This window comes from Clostridium disporicum (assembly GCF_001405015.1).
In the GTDB taxonomy this organism is placed as follows: Bacteria; Bacillota; Clostridia; order Clostridiales; family Clostridiaceae; genus Clostridium; species Clostridium disporicum_B.
Map to the genome: position 1 here is coordinate 41,675 of NZ_CYZX01000023.1, position 18,435 is coordinate 60,109.

An 18,435-nucleotide genomic window follows, 5' to 3' on the forward strand; every position below is an offset into this window, starting at 1 on the left:
TTATCTGTCCCCTCCAATTTCAGCTAAAGCTTTTTCACATTGTTCTTTGCTTGGTGCAGTTCCATGCCATCCAGCTTCATTTTCCATAAATGATACACCTTTACCTTTAACAGTCTTACAAACTATTGCAGTAGGTTGACCTTTGTGATTCTTAGCCTTTTCTATAGCATCTATTATTTCATCAATATTATGACCATCAATAATCATAACATTCCACCCAAAAGCTTCAAATTTTTTATCTATTGGAGTTGGATTCATTACTTTTGTAATATCTCCATCTATTTGTAATCCATTAAAATCTATGAATGCAGTTAAGTTGTCTAATTTGTAATGAGCTCCACACATAGCAGCTTCCCAAACTTGACCTTCTTCTAACTCTCCATCACCTAGAAGTGTATATACTCTATAATCTTTATTATCTAATTTCCCTGCTAAAGCCATTCCAACAGCTGTAGATATACCTTGACCTAATGATCCAGTTGACATATCTATTCCAGGTAAACACTTCATACTTGGATGTCCTTGTAATCTTGAACCAAATTTTCTTAATGTCTTTAATTCTTCTACATCAAAAAATCCTTTTCTCGCTAAAGCACTATATAAAACTGGTGCAGCATGACCTTTAGATAACACAAATCTATCTCTATTAGGGTTTTTGTCATCTGATGGATCTATATTCATTTCTTTAAAGTAAAGAGTTGTTACTATATCAGCTGCTGATAATGATCCTCCTGGGTGCCCTGATGCAGATTCAGTCAGCATTGTTACTATGTCTGCTCTTATATTTTTAGCCATTAACTTTAATTCTTCGGTATTCATAATTTTGAACATCCTCCTTTAATTTATATATATGAAACACTTTCTCCTATTGTCGAATGTGTAAGTTCAGCTAGCCAAATTATATGTACCCTTCGAGTAAAATTTGGAGCTTCACTTATATGAAACACTTTCTCCTATTGTCGAATGTGTAAGTTCAGCTAGCCAAATTATATGTATCCTTCTAATAAAATTTGGAGCTTCACTTAAAAGTATAAATCTATTGTATGTAAAATCTTTAAAAATATTTTACCATAAATACTAATCACTGTATACTACATATTTTTAAAAAGTATATCATATTTTCTTTTATTCGTTATATTGTATATCACTTATTGTTAATTAATTATTTTTTTATCTAATTAACAATATATTTAATATGTAATTATTATATAAAATTATCATTTTACAAAATAAAAGCAGAGCAATTACGCTCCGCTTTAAATTTAATAGATAGTAAAATATTAAATCAATCCTATGCTAATAAGTAATGCTCTATCTACTTTTTTCATATCAGCATCTGTCATATGCCCTATTTTCTCTTTTAATCTTCTCTTATCTAATGTTCTCACTTGCTCTAGCAATACAACTGAATCTCTATTTAATCCGTATTCTTCAGACGAAATTTCAACATGAGTTGGAAGTTTAGCCTTATTAATTTGAGATGTAATAGCAGCTACAATAACTGTTGGGCTATATTTATTCCCAATATCATTTTGTATTATTATCACTGGTCTAATTCCACCTTGCTCAGAGCCAATAACAGGGCTTAAATCTGCATAAAAAATATCCCCTCTTTTTACAACCATAGTCGTCATTAAATTCACACTCCGCAAAGCCATTTCTCATATTCATTAATACTGTCAAATTCATACTGTAAGGTTTCAGGTGACGACTCAAATAACTGAGAAATTTCTAAATTAATATTAGCCATCTCAATATATCCACTTTTCATTAATTCATAAAATTCCATATTATTTTTGTCTTCATTATATCTTATTAAATCTTCGCCGATAAATTTCCTATTTTTTTTAAATTCTAATTTATTTTTATTATTGAACAATTTTGACATATTTCGCCTCCAAAGAGTGCATATTTTCTACCATAAGAAAATTATATTGCAAAATATGTCAATTTGTAAATAGAAATGTCTTTATTTTTATAAATAATTTCTTACATTTACCATTTTCCCATCTTTAATATAAATTCTAGGAACTCTTCTACCTATCATACACAATATTTCATAATTTATAGTATCTAACATTTTGGCCATATCATCAGCATTATTCTTCACTCCATTATCTTCTCCTAATAATACGACCTCATCTCCAACCTTAACTGGACCTATATCTGTAACATCTACCATACATTGATCCATACATATCTTTCCTACTACTGGAGCTAGCTTACCATTTATTATTACATGAGCTTTCTCATAAAGCCCTCTAACATATCCATCTGCATATCCTATAGGTAAAGTAGCTATTACGCTATCTCTTTCAGTCCTAAACTTTCTTCCATACCCTATGTACTCACCTTTTGGAAGTTCCTTCACATGAATAACCTGACATTTTAATGATAATGCTGGCATTAATTTTAACTTATCTTTATTTATATAATCTGATGGATAATAACCATAAAGTATTATCCCTGGTCTTATTGCATTATAATGTGCATCTTCTATATCAATAATAGATGCACTGTTTGAAATATGTTTTAGTCCTAAGTTTACTTCTCTTTTCTCTATTTCATTTATAAAGGAATTAAATTTTTCTATTTGATTATGTGCATAGCTTTTATCTTGTTCATCTGCATTCGAAAAATGTGTAAATATCCCTGTGATTCTTAAATTGCTTAATTTACTAATTTCCACAACCTCTTCAACACTTTTCTCATTAGGTAAAAATCCTATTCTACCCATACCAGTATCAACAGCTATATGAATTTTTGCTACCTTTCCTAAAGCCTCTGCCTTTTTAGATAATTCTTTAGCATAGTCTAAAGAGTAAACAGTTTGTTCTATATCATTATTTATTAGCATTTCTGAAAATGCTACATCAGTATATCCTAAAATTAAAATAGGTACTTTTATCCCTGCTTCTCTTAGCTCTAAAGCTTCACTTAACATAGCTACTGCTAGCCTATCAGCTCCATTTTCTATAAGAACAGGAGCTACATCTACAGCCCCATGTCCATAAGCATTAGCTTTAACAACTGCTATAATTTCTTCACCATTAATATTTTTCTTAATTTCTTTTATATTATTTATAATATTATCTAAATTTACTTCTGCCCATACTGGTCTAATATTTACATCCATTTTACTAACACCTCATATTTATTATATCAAACTACAATAAACTATCATCTATTTGTTTTACTTTTTTAAAATCCTTAAATATTATTCTTAGTGTATCTTCACCATCTTTGTTATACACAATTATTCCTATAGGCGTTTTATTCTTTTTATCTACAAATAATCTAGCTACATTTAAATGTTCATTATCTAAAAACAACTCTAAATCCACTTGTATATAAACTGTATCTCCCCACTCTTCTTGATCTTGTTTTAATGAATCACTTTTAATTGGGAATGATAATATTCTATTCATAAACGCTAAAGGATGTAATACATCTAAACTTTTATCTATTACATAATCTGAGTTAGATATATTATCTATAACTTGGATACCATCGTTTTTGTATACTTTAACTATATCTTCTCCAAACTCTACTCTTACGCCTTTATCCCTCGAATAATACTGTACCGTATCTTCTCTTTCTTCGCCTCTGCTATTTTTAATTATATATTCTACGTTGGCTTCATAGCACTTTATATCTTTTAAAGATTTTATAATTTCCTCATTTGTTGGAAGCATAACTCCTCTAAAGACAATAACTAATAATATTGAAATAAAAGGAATACATAATAATACTGCTATAATAATTTTCTTCTTCATAAATCCTCCACTTACTAATATTTCATTATTACTAATATTAAGTAATCCTCAGATTTATTCATATTTTACATTATTATATTATGAATAATAGTTGAAATGTTATCTATTATATCACTTGCAGTCACTGAGTATTTGTATTTACCTGCTATTTCTCCAGCTTTCCCATGAACATATGCACCGATTAATGCACTTTCAAGAGGACTGTGTTTCTGTGCTAATAATGATACTATCATTCCAGTCAAACAATCACCAGAGCCACCAGCGGCCATTTTACTATTACCAGTGGTATTTATATATGTTTTTTCCCCATCTGTAATAACTGTATTATAACCTTTCAATAAAACTATACTCTTATATTTTTTAGCATATTCTTTGGCAATATTTATTCTATCACTTTCTACTTCTGAGATACTTTTACCAACAAGCCTAGACATTTCTCCAGGATGAGGTGTTAAAATCATTCTTCCTTTTAATCTATCTAATATTTCAGGCCTTCTTGATAATATATTTATCCCTTCAGCATCTATAACTAAGTGACAACTACTATTTTTAGAAATATATAATAGAAAATCTTCATATTCCTTACTACTTGGTAATCCAGGCCCATATGCTATAGCATTTGCTGTTGATATTAACTTGTCCACCTTTTCTTCTTCATTAAAATTAGAAGTCATGGATTCTATTAACATTCCACTTAATATATCTTGTATATCTTTAGGAGTAATTAATGTAGTCAATCCTGCTCCAGTCTTTAAACAAGCTTTTGTAGCCAAGTACGCTGCCCCTGTAAATCCTTTGCTACCAGCAAAAATTATTGCTCTACCATAATCACCTTTATGCCCATATATTTCTCTTTTTCTTATAATGTCTCTATAATAATAATCTTCTAAAATAGTTACACCTTCATTTATAATATCTTTTATTTCATTAGGAATACCAATTGGAATTACTTCAAGGTTCCCTAGATATTTAAATGAATTGTAATTTATAAACCCTAATTTTACCACTTCAAAAGTATATGTAGTTGATGCCTTAACAGCTCCTCCCATCGGATTCCCAGTATTACAATCTAGTCCCGAAGGAACATCTACAGCTATTATATATTTTTTGCTATCATTTATTACCTTTATTACTTCTTTATAAAATTCATTTAATTCTTTATTTATGCCTATCCCAAATATGCTATCTATAATTATTTCATTAAAATTTATTATTTCTTTTAAGTTATGTATATCGCTTATGTCTTTTATAAAAGATATTTTACAGTTCATATTGTCAATTATGTTATAATTAACATTAAAATCATTACTATAATTTTCTCTTGGGCTTATAATAACAAAATGAACTTCTCTTTTAGCTAATACAAGTTTTCTGCCAATAGCAAGTCCATCTCCACCATTATTCCCAGTTCCACAAATAACTGTAAAACTTTGACCTAAATCTTTAATTTTTGAAAACACTTCATTAGCTGCATTTTCCATTAGAACAATACTTGGAATACCTACTATTTCTATTGCCTTTTTATCTATCATTTTACAGCCATCTCTACTCATAACATACATTTATCTAACCTCCATAGTAACAAATGCAATTGCACAACTTTTATTATGTGATATAGATATATGAAATATAACTTCTTCGTATTCTAAAAATTCCTTCACCTTATTAGATATATTAACTATAGGTTTTCCAAGTTCATCTCTAAGAACTTCTAAGTCATTAAAAGAAAATCCCCTAAATCCTCTTCCTATAGCTTTGCTTATAGCTTCCTTAGCAGCAAAATTTCCTGCTATACTTTCAAGCTTCATAGATTTGCTCTTAAATAATTCTATTTCTTTTTCAGTAAATGTCTTTTCTAAAAACTTAGGTGTTCTTTCTATGGCCTTTTTTATTCTTTCAATTTCTATGATATCTGTTCCAACTCCAAGTATCATGCTATCACCTCTTATGTATCTATCATACTATACATAATAATTATACACTAGCAACTAAAACTTCCTCGTTATTAAAATCTTCTATACACTCATCAACATATGCACCTATAATATCTATTAAATGGATAGGTGATACATTATTTTTATACAATAATTCTAATATAGGTCTAACCTTTTCTTTTTTTGTAGAAATTATATCTACAGAATCTCTTTCAATATTTATTAAAGATTCATCTTTAAAGTCTTGTCTTTCGACCTCAATTCCAAAAGCTTGTCCGCTTTTTGTTTGACATTGAGTTAATCTGTAGAAGTACATAATCTTTTTTCCTTTATTTTCAATAGCTAAACTTAATGATTCTACTATCTTCATAGTAATACCTCCTTCACATATTTCATATTATTAAAGATATCACATTATTTTTTCAAATTATGTCAAAAATTGTTCCATATTTATCTAAAAATTCCTTACTAATTCTACATAAAATGTTATTTTAAATTATTTACCATTACGTTTTACCCTTCTATTTGTAAATATAAAGCAATTTTTATTTGCTTATTGTCGAATAATATAATACATAAATTAAAAGGCTGATAAAAAAGATTTATAAACTACTTTTTTAGTAATTTATTCATTCTTTTTTACAGCCACTTTTAACAAATTTATTGAGTTTCTATATTCATATCTTCATCATTTTTATCAATTCTTCTATTACCGACAAATTTGAAGTCCTCTGCTACTACTTCAGCTATATATTTCTTATTACCAAGCTTATCTTCATAGCTTCCAGTCCTTAATCTACCACTTAAACTAATATAGCTTCCTTTTCTCATATACTTACATATTACTTCCGCTTTTCTACCCCATATAGTAACTGGTATTAAATCAGCTTTTCTTGTTCCATCAGCTGCTTTAAAATTTCTTTCAACTGCAACTATAAATCTAGTAAATACCTTCTCACCATCTTCTATAGTTTTTAGTTCAGGGTCTTTAATTAATTTTCCTACTAAAACTATTTTATTCATTAAATTCCACCTCCTGAATATTACTTCTTTGATTATGCCCAACTAGATGCATTCTATACATTTTATATCTATTTTTTCTTTAACAAATTAAAAATTGTGTATTTAATTAAAATAATGAGTAAGAATACTTTTAAATAAATCTCTGAAATCCAATCTTAACTAAAAAAAGACTATGCTATGCATAATCTTTTTTACTTTATTCTTAAATTATTTTTTCGAATTACAAGGACAGAATTTATTTCTCCACCTAAGATTAAAATTATCGATGATATATAAAGCCAAGTCATTAATACAAAAACAGCTCCAAGACTACCATATAGTCTTGAGTAATTACTAAAATTATTTATATAAAATGAAAAGCATAATGAAACTATAAGCCACCCAATTGTACTAACTATAGCTCCTGGAAATGCTTCCCTCCAGCTTATTCTTTTAGCTGGTGTATATCTATATATTCCTGCAAATATACAAATCATTATAATTAAAACCATGATATATCTCAGCAAATTCCATAGCTTTCCTATGAGTGCATTATACGGTATATATGAAATCAATAAATTGCCTATCAGATTTCCAAATACTAATAATACCAATGCTACAACTATAGTAAATGCTAAAGCAAATGTACATATTAAAGCTATTATTACTCTCTTTATAAATGACCTATTTTCTTTTAAATTATACGCCTTATTAATACCTTTAGTAACAGCTCTAAATGCAGAAGATGCTGCCCACATAGATAATACTATAGATACTCCTAATAATCCTGTATATTGATTTTCTACAACCTCCACTACAATGCTAGATGTTAATTCAAAAACACTACTAGGAAGTATAGCACTTAGCCCTTCAATTATTTGCATAGAATCCAACTTACTAAAACCTATTATTGTCATCAAGAATATTAGAAAAGGGAAAAATGATAATATTAAATAATATGCTAACTGTGCTCCTAGTGCGAAGATATCATCATTCTTAATCTTAATAATAAAATATATCATAAAATCAAAGAAAGACCTCTTATTAATCCTGTTCTCTTTCGACATAAATCTCACCACATCTTTATAAATAATTTGTTATTATATTATATAATAGTTTTTACCAAATTTTATTATACTTATAATATTTTTATTTTTCTATCTTAATTATTTAATAACTATGTTGTATAATTCAATTAAATAACAATTTTCGGGGGTGTACTAATGCTACAAGTAATAGAAAACGATTTTTTAAAAATCTCTTCATCAATACACGGTGGAGAACTTCACAGTATACAAAGTAAAAAAACTAATACTGAATATCTATGGAACGGAAATCCTGACTTTTGGAAATATCATGCTCCAATTCTTTTTCCTATAGTAGGTAAAGTTAAAGATGGTAAATATAAAGTTGATGGAAAAACATACGAACTTCCTCAACATGGTCTTGCTAGAGTTAAAGATTTTTCTATTAAAAACTCTGAAGGCAACAAAATTACTTATGAATTAATTTATTCAGAAGATACTCTTAAAGTTTATCCTTATAAATTTTCTTTATGTATTTCATATGAATTAATAGATAACAATCTTAAAGTTTCTTACAAAGTAACTAATTTAGATAATAAGACTATTTATTTTTCAATAGGTGCTCATCCTGGTTTTATGTGTCCTTTAAAAGATAATGAAACTCTTAACGATTACTACTTTGAATTTAATAAAAAAGAAACTGCTGAGCTAATGACTTTAGATATGAATGTTGGATTAATATCTCATAATACTATTCCATATTTAAACGATGAAAATATTATTCCTCTTCATAAAGAATTATTTAAAAACGATGCTTTAATATTCAAAAATTTAGACTCTAACTTAATTAGTATTAAATCTAAAAATCATAATCAAGTGTTATCAATGGATTTCACAGGATTCCCTTATATGGGCTTATGGGCTATGCCAACAGGATGTCCTTTTGTTTGTATAGAACCTTGGTTCGGTCATGCTGATTTTGTAGACTTCGATGGAGAGCTAAAAGATAAAGCAGGAATTCAATCACTAGAAATCGGTAAAGAGTTTAACTGCTCATACAGCATAATAGTAACAGAATAATATTAAGAGCGAATCTCGTAGGTTAAAAGTCGACTTCGTCTAACTGAAAATGCTACTCACGTAGCAGGGAAAAGTTAATTTAAAGTGAAAGTGCTACTATCGTAGCAATGAAAGTAGTAACACCGATATACTTTCTCTAATTGCTATATGCAATCCTTTCACCGTCACGTCAGTGACATTTTTCCTTCAGCTGACTTTTCCCATTTGGCAAAGTCAAACTTTTCACCAAAGTGATTCGCTCTTTATTTATATAGTTCTAATTCCCATTCTTGTGGTAACATACTTCTATATTTCGAACTATTATACCTGTTATCTACTAATAAAACCCTTCCTTTATCAGTTTCAGTTCTTATAACTCTTCCTGCTGACTGTAAAACTTTATTTATTCCTGGATAGGCATATGCATAATCAAACCCATTTACCCCAAAATATTCTCTAATTATGTCATTTTCAATAGATACCATAGGAAATCCTACTCCTACTACAACAGCACCTATTAATTTATCGCCTGGTAGATCTACTCCTTCCGAAAACATTCCACCTACTACTGAAAAAGCAGCCAAATTTGCCCCTTCCTCAAATTTATTTAAAAATTCCTCTTTATCACTCTCAGAAAGTCCTTCTCCTTGAACTATAGTATTTTCTTCACTATAAATTTCAACATATCTTGAATAGACTTTTTTCAAATATTCGAATGAAGGTAAAAAGACCATATAATTTCCTTTTACCTCATTAATAAATTTATTAATAACTGTGCATAACTTATCTATATTATTATATCTATTCACATATCTCATATCTAACGGATATAAATATGTTGATAAATTTTCTTTTTTGAATGGTGAGCTAAATTTAACTCTAAAACTACTTTCACTTCCCCCTAATAAGTCTATATAATACTTAATAGGTGATAGCGTTGCTGAAAAAATTACAGTTGAATATGAACCATTTATAACTTCACCTATATTTTTAGATGGATCTATACAAAATATTTTTATGGAAAACTCATTTTTTTCTTTTTTTAGTATTGTTGTATATTGTTTAGAATATAGTTCACTTAAAGAAACAAAGCTTCTTACCTCATAATAAAAATCTAATATTTCTTCATATCCATTAGTATTTTTGCTTTTTACTAGATACTCATCTGCTTCAGCTATAAATACCTTAAGTAATTTAATTAATTCTTTATATTGAACATTGTGATATAGCGTATTAACATTTCTTTCCTCTAATTCTCTTCTTATTTCAATTAATTCTTTATTTATATTATTAGCCACTTTATATAATTTAGGAACTTTCCCTTTTAATAACCTAGTAATTGATAGAACTTTACTTTTAAATATTTCTCCACTATACATATCTCTTGCTCTGTTTACTAAATTATGAGCCTCATCTATTAAGATTATATTTTTTTCATTGTCATCTTCAAAAATCCGTTTTAATTTTGCTCTAGGATCAAATGCATAATTATAATCACAAATAACTCCATCACACCATAATGATAAATCTAAAGCTAATTCAAAAGGACATACTTTAAATTTTCTTGCATACTTCTCTAATGTTGTCCTAGAAAATATACTTTCCTCTCTTAATATTTCACTTATTACTGAATTAATCTTTGTAAAATAATCTATTGCATATGGGCAATCATCTGGATTACATTTAACTTCGCTGTTTATACAAGCTTTTTCTTTAGCAGTTAAGGTTATAAATCTAAACTTTAATCCATTATTAATAAGTCTCATATAAGCTTCTTCTGCAACAACTCTAGTTATAGTTTTAGATGTTAGATATACTATTCTTTCCCCTCTTCCTTCAGCTAAGCTTTTTATAGAAGGAAATATAGTAGATATAGTCTTTCCTATGCCAGTTGGCGCTTGAGCAAATAATATACATCTCTGCTTTATAGAGCTATAACAGTTCATTGCTAACTCTCGTTGCCCTTTTCTATATGTGTCGAAAGGAAATTTAATCTCTTTTATACTTTTGTTTCTTTCAACTTTGAAATTTTCTCTTAATCTAACAGTATCTATATATTTATCTACTATATTAAATACAAACTCTTTTAATAAATTAAATGAAAATACCTTTTGAAAACTTTTTACTTCACTAGTATTCAAATTATAATAACTTAATCTTATAGAAATACTATCTAATTCATTATCCTTACAATAAAAATATCCATAAAACTTACTTTGAGCCCAATGTAATGGATTATAATCTTCATCTATATATAATAAATCTCTATAAGTAGATTTAATTTCCTCAATTATAACTTCACTATTTTCTTTTATTATTCCATCTGCTCTACCTTCTACTAATAATAAAATATCTCCATAGTCAAATTTCCCTTCCATCTTAACTTCTTTTTCATATTCGACATATATCTTTGCATTATCGCTTTGAAGTTTTCCATGAGCTATAGTTCCTTCTATAGCTCTCATTCTTGATACATGCCTATCGTCAAGACTTCCTTGTTGTAATATATATTCAACTATTCCTCTTACAGATTCTTTAACTACTAAATTCATGTCTTATCCCTACCTAAATCTAATATACTTATTATATCAAATTTTAATAGTAATCATAATAAAAGAACTGCCCACTTAAGACAGTTCTTATTCTGAATGATATTCGTTTACTATTTTTTGAACTAATTTCTTAATTGCACTTGCTTGAGCAATTAATGTCATAACTACAACAAAAGTTCTTATACTATTTTCATCTTTTTCATCTAATTTAAGTTCTTTTATTACTTCATTTAATTTATCTTCATTTAATGCTGGGGTATTTAAATACTCTGTAAAGCTATTGCTCTGAGTTTCGACAAAAATTTTATACGCTGTTTCCCATGCAATAATATCATCCGATCTATCGTTTATATCATTAAATGCTAACCTAAATACTTTTTTAATCTCTTCAGTAGTAAGTACAGGTCTCATAAAACTTAATAATACAAGTTGAACTAAATGAATTTTAGTATATCCTCTTTTCTTACCATCTTCTGGCTTACTAATTACTTCACTTTTAATATAATTTTGTACTATATTATTAGTATATTTATCATCTACAAATTTATCATTTAAAAAATCTATAACTTGTGATAAGAAAAGGTCATATTTAGGTAAATCATCATATGATACTATAGAATCTTTAGAAATTTCTTCTGCCAATTCTCTTATATAGTTTTCGTCCATTTTATCAGCCATTCCTATTCACCTCATATTTTATTTATTTATTATATTATATAGTAAAGAAAAACTTATTACAAGTTACTTTTCCCTTTTTTTGTAATTATTTTTAGTCATTTTAATATTTCCTCACTCCCCATCTCATTTTTTACCAATTTTTTTATTTTTTTTTTAATTTGCTTCAATTTGCGAATATTTTTACCGAAAGCTTAGTAAGCAAGCCATTTTTCATCATTCATTTTATTACATATTTTTTTAAAACGCCCTTGACTTTTCAAAAATATGGTAGTATAGTTTATTTATAAATTTATTTAGAATTAATATTCTATATAAATATTTTTTTTTACGTTTTTGTATTGACTTTAAATTACAAATTTGTTAATATTGAACTGCAAAATGTCGAAACTTGTTAAGGAGGAATTTAAAATGAAATCAACTGGTGTTGTTAGAAGAGTAGATGAACTAGGGAGAATAGTTATTCCTATAGAGTTAAGAAGAACTTTAGATATAGCTGAAAAAGATGCTTTAGAAATTTATGTAGATGGTGAGCAAATAATCTTAAAGAAATACGAGCCTGCTTGTATATTCTGTGGAGATGCTAGAGATGTTGCTAACTACAAAGGTAAAAACATCTGTAAAAACTGCTTAAACGAATTAAAGTCAGATAGATAGTTTATATACATATTTTTTAAAAGGAGCTTTGCTTAAATGCAATGCTCCTTTTTTAACAAAGTGCAAATCACTTCGGTGTAGCTGCCTTTTCACTTATGCACTTAGTGCACACTTTTATTCAATTTCTATTGCTATCTTATAAACATCCTTCTTAGGTAAATCTCTTTCCTTAGATACGACCTTTATAGCCTCTTTTTTACTTATTCCAGTATCTATAAGTTTTTTTAAATGATCTTCTATAGAAATGTTAGCAAATGCTTCTTCTTTTTCAGCTCTAATCTCACTATCTGTTTTACCTTCAATAACTAAAACAAACTCACCTCTTGGTCTATTAGCTACAAACCAATTATACGCTTCCTCTATTGTTCCCCTAAATATATCTTCATGTAATTTAGTTAATTCTCTACATACAGCTATTCTCCTATTTCCTAATGATTTATTTAAGAAATCTAAAGTTTCTATAAGCCTATGTGGTGATTCATAGAAAATAACTGTTTCTCTTTTATCTTTTACTTCTTCCATAAGAGATTTTCTATCTTTGTTTTCCCTTGGTATAAACCCTCTGAAAACAAATTTAGTAGTATCTAGTCCTGAATAAACTAAAGCTGTTGTAAAAGCTGTTGCCCCTGGTAATACTTCAAAAGGTATATCTTGTTCAATACATTTTTGAACCACTACACTTCCTGGATCTGATATTCCTGGTGTACCAGCATCAGTAACCAAAGCAATATTTTTGCCATCCTTTAGTTTTTCTATTATATCATCACTCTTTCCTTGCTCATTATGTTGATGATAACTAAATAAAGGTTTCTTTATATTAAAATGATTAAGCAATTTTAAAGTTTGTCTTGTATCTTCAGCTGCTATTTCATCAGCATTTTCTAAGGCCTCTAACGCTCTTAATGTTATATCTTTTAAATTTCCTATTGGAGTTGGTACTAAAAATATTTTTCCTAAACTCATTTTAAAGTCTCCCGTAAATCTTATCTATTTCTTTGCTATAATTTCCGTTTTCATCATATACATACAACGGTTCATCCCATTTTAAGAATACTCCACCATCTCTTTGTCCTTCAACTAAAACTATATTAGGTGCCTTCTTAGCACTTGGATGAATCATCTTAACCCTTTTAGGCTCTATATTATACTTTCTCATTAACCCAAATATATCAGCTAATCTCTCTGGTCTATGTACTATAAACATTCTTCCGTTATCAGCTAATAATCTTCTAGCTGACACTATAACATCTTCTAAATTACAAAGTATTTCATGTCTAGCTATAGCAAGTTTATCATTAGGATTTAAAATTCCAGCATTATTAAGCTTATATGGTGGATTAACAGTAACAACATCAAATCTACCTAATTCATTAACAAGCTTTTTATCTTTTAAATCAGCACACTTAAACTTTACTATATCATCAGTTTTATTTAATTGTGAACTTCTATTGGCCATCTCAACCATATCTTCTTGGATTTCTACCCCCCATACTTCTTTAGGACTATACTTTCCATAAACTAAAAATGGAACTATTCCTGTTCCTGTACATAAATCTAAGACTCTATGCTTCTTTTTCACATTAGCAAAATCTGATAAAAGCACAGCATCTACACCAAATCTAAATCCTGATTGCTTTTGAATTAACATTAATCCATTTAACTGTAAATCATCAATACTCTCATCTATATTTATATTAACGTCCATATTAATCCTCCAAATATCTTTACTACTATTATGCACAAAAAAGACTAGGAATTAAACCCTAGTCCTAAAATACATATTAAAGTACTCTTCTAGCTGTGTAGAATGATGTTACAGGTGATACCTTAACAACATCTCCTTCAGTTGGAGCGTGTATGTAACTTCCTCCTCCAACATATATACCAACATGATCTCCACCATAAGTAAATACTAAATCTCCTGGTTGAAGTTGATCGTAAGAAATAGCAGTTCCTACTCCCATTTGGCTATAAGTTGTTCTTGTAATTTCAACACCTGCAGCGTTTCTATATACGAAACTTGTAAATCCTGAACAGTCAAAGCTTGTTGGACCTGTAGCTCCCCAAACGTATGGAGACCCAAGATATCCATAAGCAAAATCAACTATAGCATTTCCTGTTGCAGAAACTTCACCTCTGTTAGGTTTATTAGCAGCAGCTTGTTCAGCTTCAATCTCAGCAACCCTAACCTTAGCAGTTTCTATATATTCATTTATTTCTTCTTCAACTATACTACTCTTAATTTGATTGTCTCTGATGTTTCTTAATTGGCTAATTGCACTTTGTAGTTCATCAAGCGAACTTGATGAATCTTGAATTACACCAATTTGATATTGAATTAATTTTCTTTCAGATACAGCTAAATAATCTCTTTCAAATATAGCTTGTTCTGCTTTTGCTTCTTCAATTAATTTTTCTTGTTCTGCTTTCTTTTCTTCAAATTCACTTAAAGTTTTTGAGGTTTCTTCATTAATCTTAGCTAATTCAGCATTTTTCTCATCAAGTGACTTAATCTTATTATCTAGTTTTTCTTGCTTGTCATTAAGTTCTTTAACCATCTTTTTATCGATGTTAATTAATCTTGATGTAGCTTCTACCTTAGTTAATAAATCATTAAAACTATCTGCACTAAATATAAGTGTTAAATAACTTGCTTGTCCACCTGACTTGTATAGTTCTCTAACTCTTTTACCTAGTACTTCTTCTGTTTTCTGTATTTTTTCTTTGGCAGCTTCAATTTCTTTTTCAGTATTTGTAACCTCAACTTTAATGTCATCCATTTGTTTTTGGTTATTTTCTATCGTTTCCAGTAATGGCTCGATTTGTCCATTTAACGCATATATCTCACCATTTATTTCATCTATTTTTTGAGTTAATCTGTCATATTCTTGTTGATTTTCTATTACATCTTGTTCTGGTGTTGCGAAAGCTGGCATACTAAAACTTGCTATAATTGTCGTGGCCAAAATCGCAGATAAAATTTTCTTTCTCATCTTTGCTTGGTCTTCAGACCTTCCCCCTTTCCTTTTGTAACACATTACCATTATAACACTTATGGAAAGTTAGGACAATGGTAATTTTTCTTATTTAGCCATAATACGCTATTATAATGTATACAATACATACAAATTACCATACTTATACTTGTATGAAAATGATTTATCATTTTATTTATATTACTAAATTTCTTAATTTATTATACTTTTAAAAAAATTTATATATTTTTTAAAAAACTTGTTGACATATATCTATATAAGTTTTATAATAATCATGTGCTACGGGGTGTAGCGCAGATGGGAGCGCGCGTGGTTTGGGACCATGAGGTCGCAGGTTCGATCCCTGTCACCCCGACCAAGGTAGGTAATAAAACCTACCTTTTTTTATTGTTAAAATTACTAACTTACTATACATAACTTTAAATATATTTATCATGAGGTGATATTTTGAACACAATTAAAGCAGCAATCTTTGATCTTGATGGAACACTAGTTGATTCTATGTGGGTATGGGAACAAATCGATATTGATTTTTTAAAAAGTAAAGGATATACACCACCTAAAGATTTAAAGGATGATATAACACATTTAACATTTAGACAAACTGCAGAATATTTTAAGGATAGATTCAATTTATCTGACTCTATTGATGAAATTACTGATACTTGGAATAATATGGCCTATGACTTCTATTCATCTAAAGTAAAACTTAAAGAAGGTGTAATTCCATTCTTTAATAAGTTGAAATCATTAAATATAAAAATAGGACTAGCTACTAGTAATTCACTTCCTTTGTTAGAAGCTACACTAAAAAATAATGGTATTTATCATTTATTTGATGCTATAACAGTTACTGATGAAGTTAAAAAGAGTAAAGAAAATCCTGATGTATATCTTCTATGTGCTAATAAACTTAATGTATCTCCTAAGAATTGTGTAGTTTTTGAGGATATAATAGCTGCTGTAAATGGAGCTAAGCTAGCTGGAATGAAGGTTATAGGGATTTATGATAAAGCATCTGAAGATCAGAAAGAAATTCTAACTCAAACCTGTGATAGATATATTCTTAATTACAATGAATTAATTTAAATAAAAATAAGTTTTATTATATACAATACAAAATTAATAACATAATAAAAGAACTGTCAATTAGTACAGTTCTTTTATTATGTCTTATATTATTAGAATCTTTTTACTTCGTATTTATCTTCTAATTCCTTTATTACAGTCATAAACTTCTTTTCTTGAGCTTGTTGAGTAAGTCTTCCTAAAACTTCTTGTTTAACAGCTTCAAATGGCATAACATCTGCACCATTCTTAGATTCTACCTTTATTAAGTGATATCCAAATTGAGTTTTAACTGGTTGACTTACTACTCCTGTTTCTAACTCAAATGCAGCATTTTCAAATTCTGGAACCATCATTCCTCTACCAAATTCACCTAAGTTCCCACCTTGCTCTTTTGATGGACATGAAGAATATTCATTTGCAGCTTCTTCAAATGTTAATTCATTATTATCAATTTTAGCCTTTATTTCTGAACATAAATCTTCATTATCAACTAATATATGTTTCGCAGATACTGATTCTTTTCCTTTAAACATTTCTTTATTGTCTTCATAATACTTCTTAGCATCTTCTTCTGTTACAGTAACTTCTGATAATACTTTATTAACTGCAGCTTGAGTTAATAAATCTTTCTCAACTTGCTTTACTTGAGCTTTAAATTCTTCAGTTTTATCTAATTCCATTTCTAAGCCTAATTTGTTCATTAATTCAAATTGAACCATTTGCTCTAATAATTGCTTTTTACCCATATCTGAAGAAAAATAACCTCTTTTATCTTCAGGGTATCTCATTATTATATTATTTAAATCATTTTCTGTTATTTCATTTCCTGAAATTATTGCTAATACTTTGTTTTCCATTACATTAACTCCTTTTTATCTTTATATTTAAAATTATAACAGATTTTCCAATGTTGTATACATAAATAAATTTATTATTGTAAATCTAAAAATTAAACTATATAATAATAATTATTATTATTTAATATTTTATACTTAGGAGGTTTATATGATTGAAATCAATTCTATAGTTCCAAACTTTTCACTTATTGGTTCTGATAAAAAAGAACACTCTTTAAGTGATTATAAGGGAAAGAAAATAATACTATATTTTTATCCTAGAGATAATACTCCTGGATGCTCTACTGAAGCTTGTGATTTTAGAGATAATAATTCTATTATTGAAGATATGAATGCAATAGTTATTGGTGTAAGTAGAGATTCTTTAAAAAGTCATGATAAATTTATTGAAAAATTTAACTTACCATTCTTACTTTTAAGTGATGAAGATGAAACTCTTTGTAATTTATTTGGAGTTATTAAAGAAAAAAATATGTATGGTAAAAAAGTAATGGGAATAGAAAGAAGTACTTTCATTATCAATGAAGATGGTGTTCTAGTAAAAGAATACAGAAAAGTTAAAGTAAAAGGACATATAGATACTATTTTAAAAGATTTAAAAAATATGTAACAAAAAAGCACTAACATAAGTTAGTGCTTTTTTCCTGGTGGCTCGACCAGGAATCGAACCAGGGACACGAGGATTTTCAGTCCTCTGCTCTACCGACTGAGCTATCGAGCCACATTACCAGGCAACGTCCTACTCTCCCACACAGTCTCCCGTGCAGTACCATTGGCGCTGTAGAGCTTAACTTTCCTGTTCGGAATGGGAAGGAGTGTTTCCTCTACGCC

General features: G+C 28.4%; 20 protein-coding genes, 2 tRNA genes and 1 rRNA gene. 5 read left to right on the forward strand and 18 right to left on the reverse strand.

The annotated features are described in order from the left end of the window. The 10 genes from ARA56_RS13715 to ARA56_RS13760 form a co-directional block, all read right to left on the reverse strand. Entirely contained in the window at positions 1-819 is an 819-nt protein-coding gene (locus ARA56_RS13715) for a transketolase (RefSeq protein WP_055267639.1), read from the reverse strand. A gap of 461 nt (positions 820-1,280) precedes the next feature. Beyond that, positions 1,281-1,634 (reverse strand): type II toxin-antitoxin system PemK/MazF family toxin, encoded by a 354-nt coding sequence (locus ARA56_RS13720; RefSeq protein ID WP_032120348.1) that lies wholly within the window; start codon positions 1,632-1,634, stop codon positions 1,281-1,283. 5 nt (positions 1,635-1,639) lie between these two features. Then, on the reverse strand, positions 1,640-1,888 hold the full coding sequence (locus ARA56_RS13725) for a hypothetical protein (protein WP_055267641.1): 249 nt from the start codon (positions 1,886-1,888) through the stop codon (positions 1,640-1,642). Positions 1,889-1,975: 87 nt separating this feature from the next. Continuing rightward, entirely contained in the window at positions 1,976-3,136 is a 1,161-nt protein-coding gene (gene alr, locus ARA56_RS13730; RefSeq protein ID WP_055267643.1) for an alanine racemase, read from the reverse strand. Positions 3,137-3,167: 31 nt separating this feature from the next. Continuing rightward, positions 3,168-3,776, reverse strand: coding sequence for a germination lipoprotein GerS-related protein (locus tag ARA56_RS13735; protein ID WP_055267645.1), 609 nt, complete (start codon positions 3,774-3,776; stop codon positions 3,168-3,170). A gap of 65 nt (positions 3,777-3,841) precedes the next feature. Next, positions 3,842-5,338 carry a bifunctional ADP-dependent NAD(P)H-hydrate dehydratase/NAD(P)H-hydrate epimerase gene (locus tag ARA56_RS13740; protein WP_055267647.1) on the reverse strand — a complete coding sequence of 499 codons (1,497 nt, stop codon included), beginning with the start codon at positions 5,336-5,338 and terminating at the stop codon, positions 3,842-3,844. Beyond that, complete coding sequence (gene acpS / locus ARA56_RS13745) at positions 5,339-5,710, reverse strand: holo-ACP synthase (RefSeq protein ID WP_055267649.1); 372 nt, start codon at positions 5,708-5,710, stop codon at positions 5,339-5,341. A 40-nt stretch (positions 5,711-5,750) separates the two neighbouring features. Then, entirely contained in the window at positions 5,751-6,080 is a 330-nt protein-coding gene (locus tag ARA56_RS13750; protein WP_055267651.1) for a DUF6514 family protein, read from the reverse strand. Positions 6,081-6,370: 290 nt separating this feature from the next. Next, positions 6,371-6,733: a single-stranded DNA-binding protein gene (locus ARA56_RS13755; RefSeq protein ID WP_055267653.1), complete on the reverse strand. Its 363-nt coding sequence runs from the start codon at positions 6,731-6,733 to the stop codon at positions 6,371-6,373. A gap of 191 nt (positions 6,734-6,924) precedes the next feature. Beyond that, on the reverse strand, positions 6,925-7,779 hold the full coding sequence (locus tag ARA56_RS13760) for a YihY/virulence factor BrkB family protein (protein ID WP_055267655.1): 855 nt from the start codon (positions 7,777-7,779) through the stop codon (positions 6,925-6,927). 156 nt (positions 7,780-7,935) lie between these two features. Between ARA56_RS13760 and ARA56_RS13765 the strand changes: the two genes are divergently transcribed. Beyond that, entirely contained in the window at positions 7,936-8,817 is an 882-nt protein-coding gene (locus ARA56_RS13765) for an aldose 1-epimerase family protein (RefSeq protein ID WP_055267657.1), read from the forward strand. 242 nt (positions 8,818-9,059) lie between these two features. Here ARA56_RS13765 and ARA56_RS13770 read toward each other — a convergent pair whose 3' ends face one another. Together ARA56_RS13770 and ARA56_RS13775 are read right to left on the reverse strand one after the other, a co-directional pair. Next, positions 9,060-11,348: an ATP-dependent DNA helicase gene (locus ARA56_RS13770; protein ID WP_055267659.1), complete on the reverse strand. Its 2,289-nt coding sequence runs from the start codon at positions 11,346-11,348 to the stop codon at positions 9,060-9,062. A gap of 87 nt (positions 11,349-11,435) precedes the next feature. After that, complete coding sequence (locus tag ARA56_RS13775; RefSeq protein WP_055267661.1) at positions 11,436-12,026, reverse strand: DUF1836 domain-containing protein; 591 nt, start codon at positions 12,024-12,026, stop codon at positions 11,436-11,438. Between the two features lie 408 nt (positions 12,027-12,434). Here ARA56_RS13775 and ARA56_RS13780 point away from each other — a divergent pair, with 408 nt between their 5' ends. Beyond that, a complete protein-coding gene (locus tag ARA56_RS13780) occupies positions 12,435-12,680 on the forward strand; it encodes an AbrB/MazE/SpoVT family DNA-binding domain-containing protein (RefSeq protein WP_032120359.1) in 246 nt (81 codons plus the stop codon). Between the two features lie 114 nt (positions 12,681-12,794). On the opposite strand, the gene rsmI is transcribed toward ARA56_RS13780, so the two are convergent. From rsmI to ARA56_RS13795, 3 genes are all read right to left on the reverse strand, one after another. After that, complete coding sequence (gene rsmI / locus ARA56_RS13785) at positions 12,795-13,643, reverse strand: 16S rRNA (cytidine(1402)-2'-O)-methyltransferase (RefSeq protein WP_055267663.1); 849 nt, start codon at positions 13,641-13,643, stop codon at positions 12,795-12,797. A 1-nt stretch (position 13,644) separates the two neighbouring features. Next, complete coding sequence (locus ARA56_RS13790) at positions 13,645-14,385, reverse strand: tRNA1(Val) (adenine(37)-N6)-methyltransferase (protein WP_055267665.1); 741 nt, start codon at positions 14,383-14,385, stop codon at positions 13,645-13,647. A 76-nt stretch (positions 14,386-14,461) separates the two neighbouring features. Continuing rightward, entirely contained in the window at positions 14,462-15,673 is a 1,212-nt protein-coding gene (locus tag ARA56_RS13795; RefSeq protein ID WP_055267667.1) for a C40 family peptidase, read from the reverse strand. A gap of 285 nt (positions 15,674-15,958) precedes the next feature. Here ARA56_RS13795 and ARA56_RS13800 point away from each other — a divergent pair. Next, a tRNA-Pro gene (locus ARA56_RS13800) sits at positions 15,959-16,034 on the forward strand. Between the two features lie 86 nt (positions 16,035-16,120). After that, positions 16,121-16,765: an HAD family hydrolase gene (locus tag ARA56_RS13805; RefSeq protein ID WP_055267669.1), complete on the forward strand. Its 645-nt coding sequence runs from the start codon at positions 16,121-16,123 to the stop codon at positions 16,763-16,765. A gap of 92 nt (positions 16,766-16,857) precedes the next feature. Here ARA56_RS13805 and ARA56_RS13810 read toward each other — a convergent pair whose 3' ends face one another. Then, positions 16,858-17,604, reverse strand: coding sequence for a peptidylprolyl isomerase (locus tag ARA56_RS13810; RefSeq protein ID WP_055267671.1), 747 nt, complete (start codon positions 17,602-17,604; stop codon positions 16,858-16,860). Between the two features lie 148 nt (positions 17,605-17,752). Between ARA56_RS13810 and bcp the strand changes: the two genes are divergently transcribed. After that, the gene (gene bcp / locus ARA56_RS13815) at positions 17,753-18,214 is read left to right on the forward strand and encodes a thioredoxin-dependent thiol peroxidase (RefSeq protein ID WP_055267673.1); all 462 of its coding nucleotides are present in this window, start codon (positions 17,753-17,755) and stop codon (positions 18,212-18,214) included. Between the two features lie 35 nt (positions 18,215-18,249). On the opposite strand, the gene ARA56_RS13820 is transcribed toward bcp, so the two are convergent. Both ARA56_RS13820 and rrf read right to left on the reverse strand, forming a co-directional pair. Further along, a tRNA-Phe gene (locus tag ARA56_RS13820) sits at positions 18,250-18,325 on the reverse strand. Between the two features lie 5 nt (positions 18,326-18,330). Continuing rightward, positions 18,331-18,435, reverse strand: a 5S ribosomal RNA gene (gene rrf, locus ARA56_RS13825); the annotation flags it as partial.

Coding starts and splice junctions, on each gene's coding strand:
- ARA56_RS13760 (WP_055267655.1), bottom strand. CDS start 7,779: ATGTCGAAAGAGAACAGGATTAATAAGAGGTCTTTCTTTGATTTTATG.
- rsmI (WP_055267663.1), bottom strand. CDS start 13,643: ATGAGTTTAGGAAAAATATTTTTAGTACCAACTCCAATAGGAAATTTA.
- bcp (WP_055267673.1), top strand. CDS start 17,753: ATGATTGAAATCAATTCTATAGTTCCAAACTTTTCACTTATTGGTTCT.
- ARA56_RS13780 (WP_032120359.1), top strand. CDS start 12,435: ATGAAATCAACTGGTGTTGTTAGAAGAGTAGATGAACTAGGGAGAATA.
- ARA56_RS13740 (WP_055267647.1), bottom strand. CDS start 5,338: ATGTATGTTATGAGTAGAGATGGCTGTAAAATGATAGATAAAAAGGCA.
- ARA56_RS13735 (WP_055267645.1), bottom strand. CDS start 3,776: ATGAAGAAGAAAATTATTATAGCAGTATTATTATGTATTCCTTTTATT.
- ARA56_RS13775 (WP_055267661.1), bottom strand. CDS start 12,026: ATGGCTGATAAAATGGACGAAAACTATATAAGAGAATTGGCAGAAGAA.
- ARA56_RS13750 (WP_055267651.1), bottom strand. CDS start 6,080: ATGAAGATAGTAGAATCATTAAGTTTAGCTATTGAAAATAAAGGAAAA.
- ARA56_RS13795 (WP_055267667.1), bottom strand. CDS start 15,673: ATGAGAAAGAAAATTTTATCTGCGATTTTGGCCACGACAATTATAGCA.
- acpS (WP_055267649.1), bottom strand. CDS start 5,710: ATGATACTTGGAGTTGGAACAGATATCATAGAAATTGAAAGAATAAAA.
- ARA56_RS13720 (WP_032120348.1), bottom strand. CDS start 1,634: ATGACGACTATGGTTGTAAAAAGAGGGGATATTTTTTATGCAGATTTA.
- ARA56_RS13715 (WP_055267639.1), bottom strand. CDS start 819: ATGAATACCGAAGAATTAAAGTTAATGGCTAAAAATATAAGAGCAGAC.
- ARA56_RS13725 (WP_055267641.1), bottom strand. CDS start 1,888: ATGTCAAAATTGTTCAATAATAAAAATAAATTAGAATTTAAAAAAAAT.
- alr (WP_055267643.1), bottom strand. CDS start 3,136: ATGGATGTAAATATTAGACCAGTATGGGCAGAAGTAAATTTAGATAAT.
- ARA56_RS13770 (WP_055267659.1), bottom strand. CDS start 11,348: ATGAATTTAGTAGTTAAAGAATCTGTAAGAGGAATAGTTGAATATATA.
- ARA56_RS13755 (WP_055267653.1), bottom strand. CDS start 6,733: ATGAATAAAATAGTTTTAGTAGGAAAATTAATTAAAGACCCTGAACTA.
- ARA56_RS13790 (WP_055267665.1), bottom strand. CDS start 14,385: ATGGACGTTAATATAAATATAGATGAGAGTATTGATGATTTACAGTTA.
- ARA56_RS13765 (WP_055267657.1), top strand. CDS start 7,936: ATGCTACAAGTAATAGAAAACGATTTTTTAAAAATCTCTTCATCAATA.
- ARA56_RS13810 (WP_055267671.1), bottom strand. CDS start 17,604: ATGGAAAACAAAGTATTAGCAATAATTTCAGGAAATGAAATAACAGAA.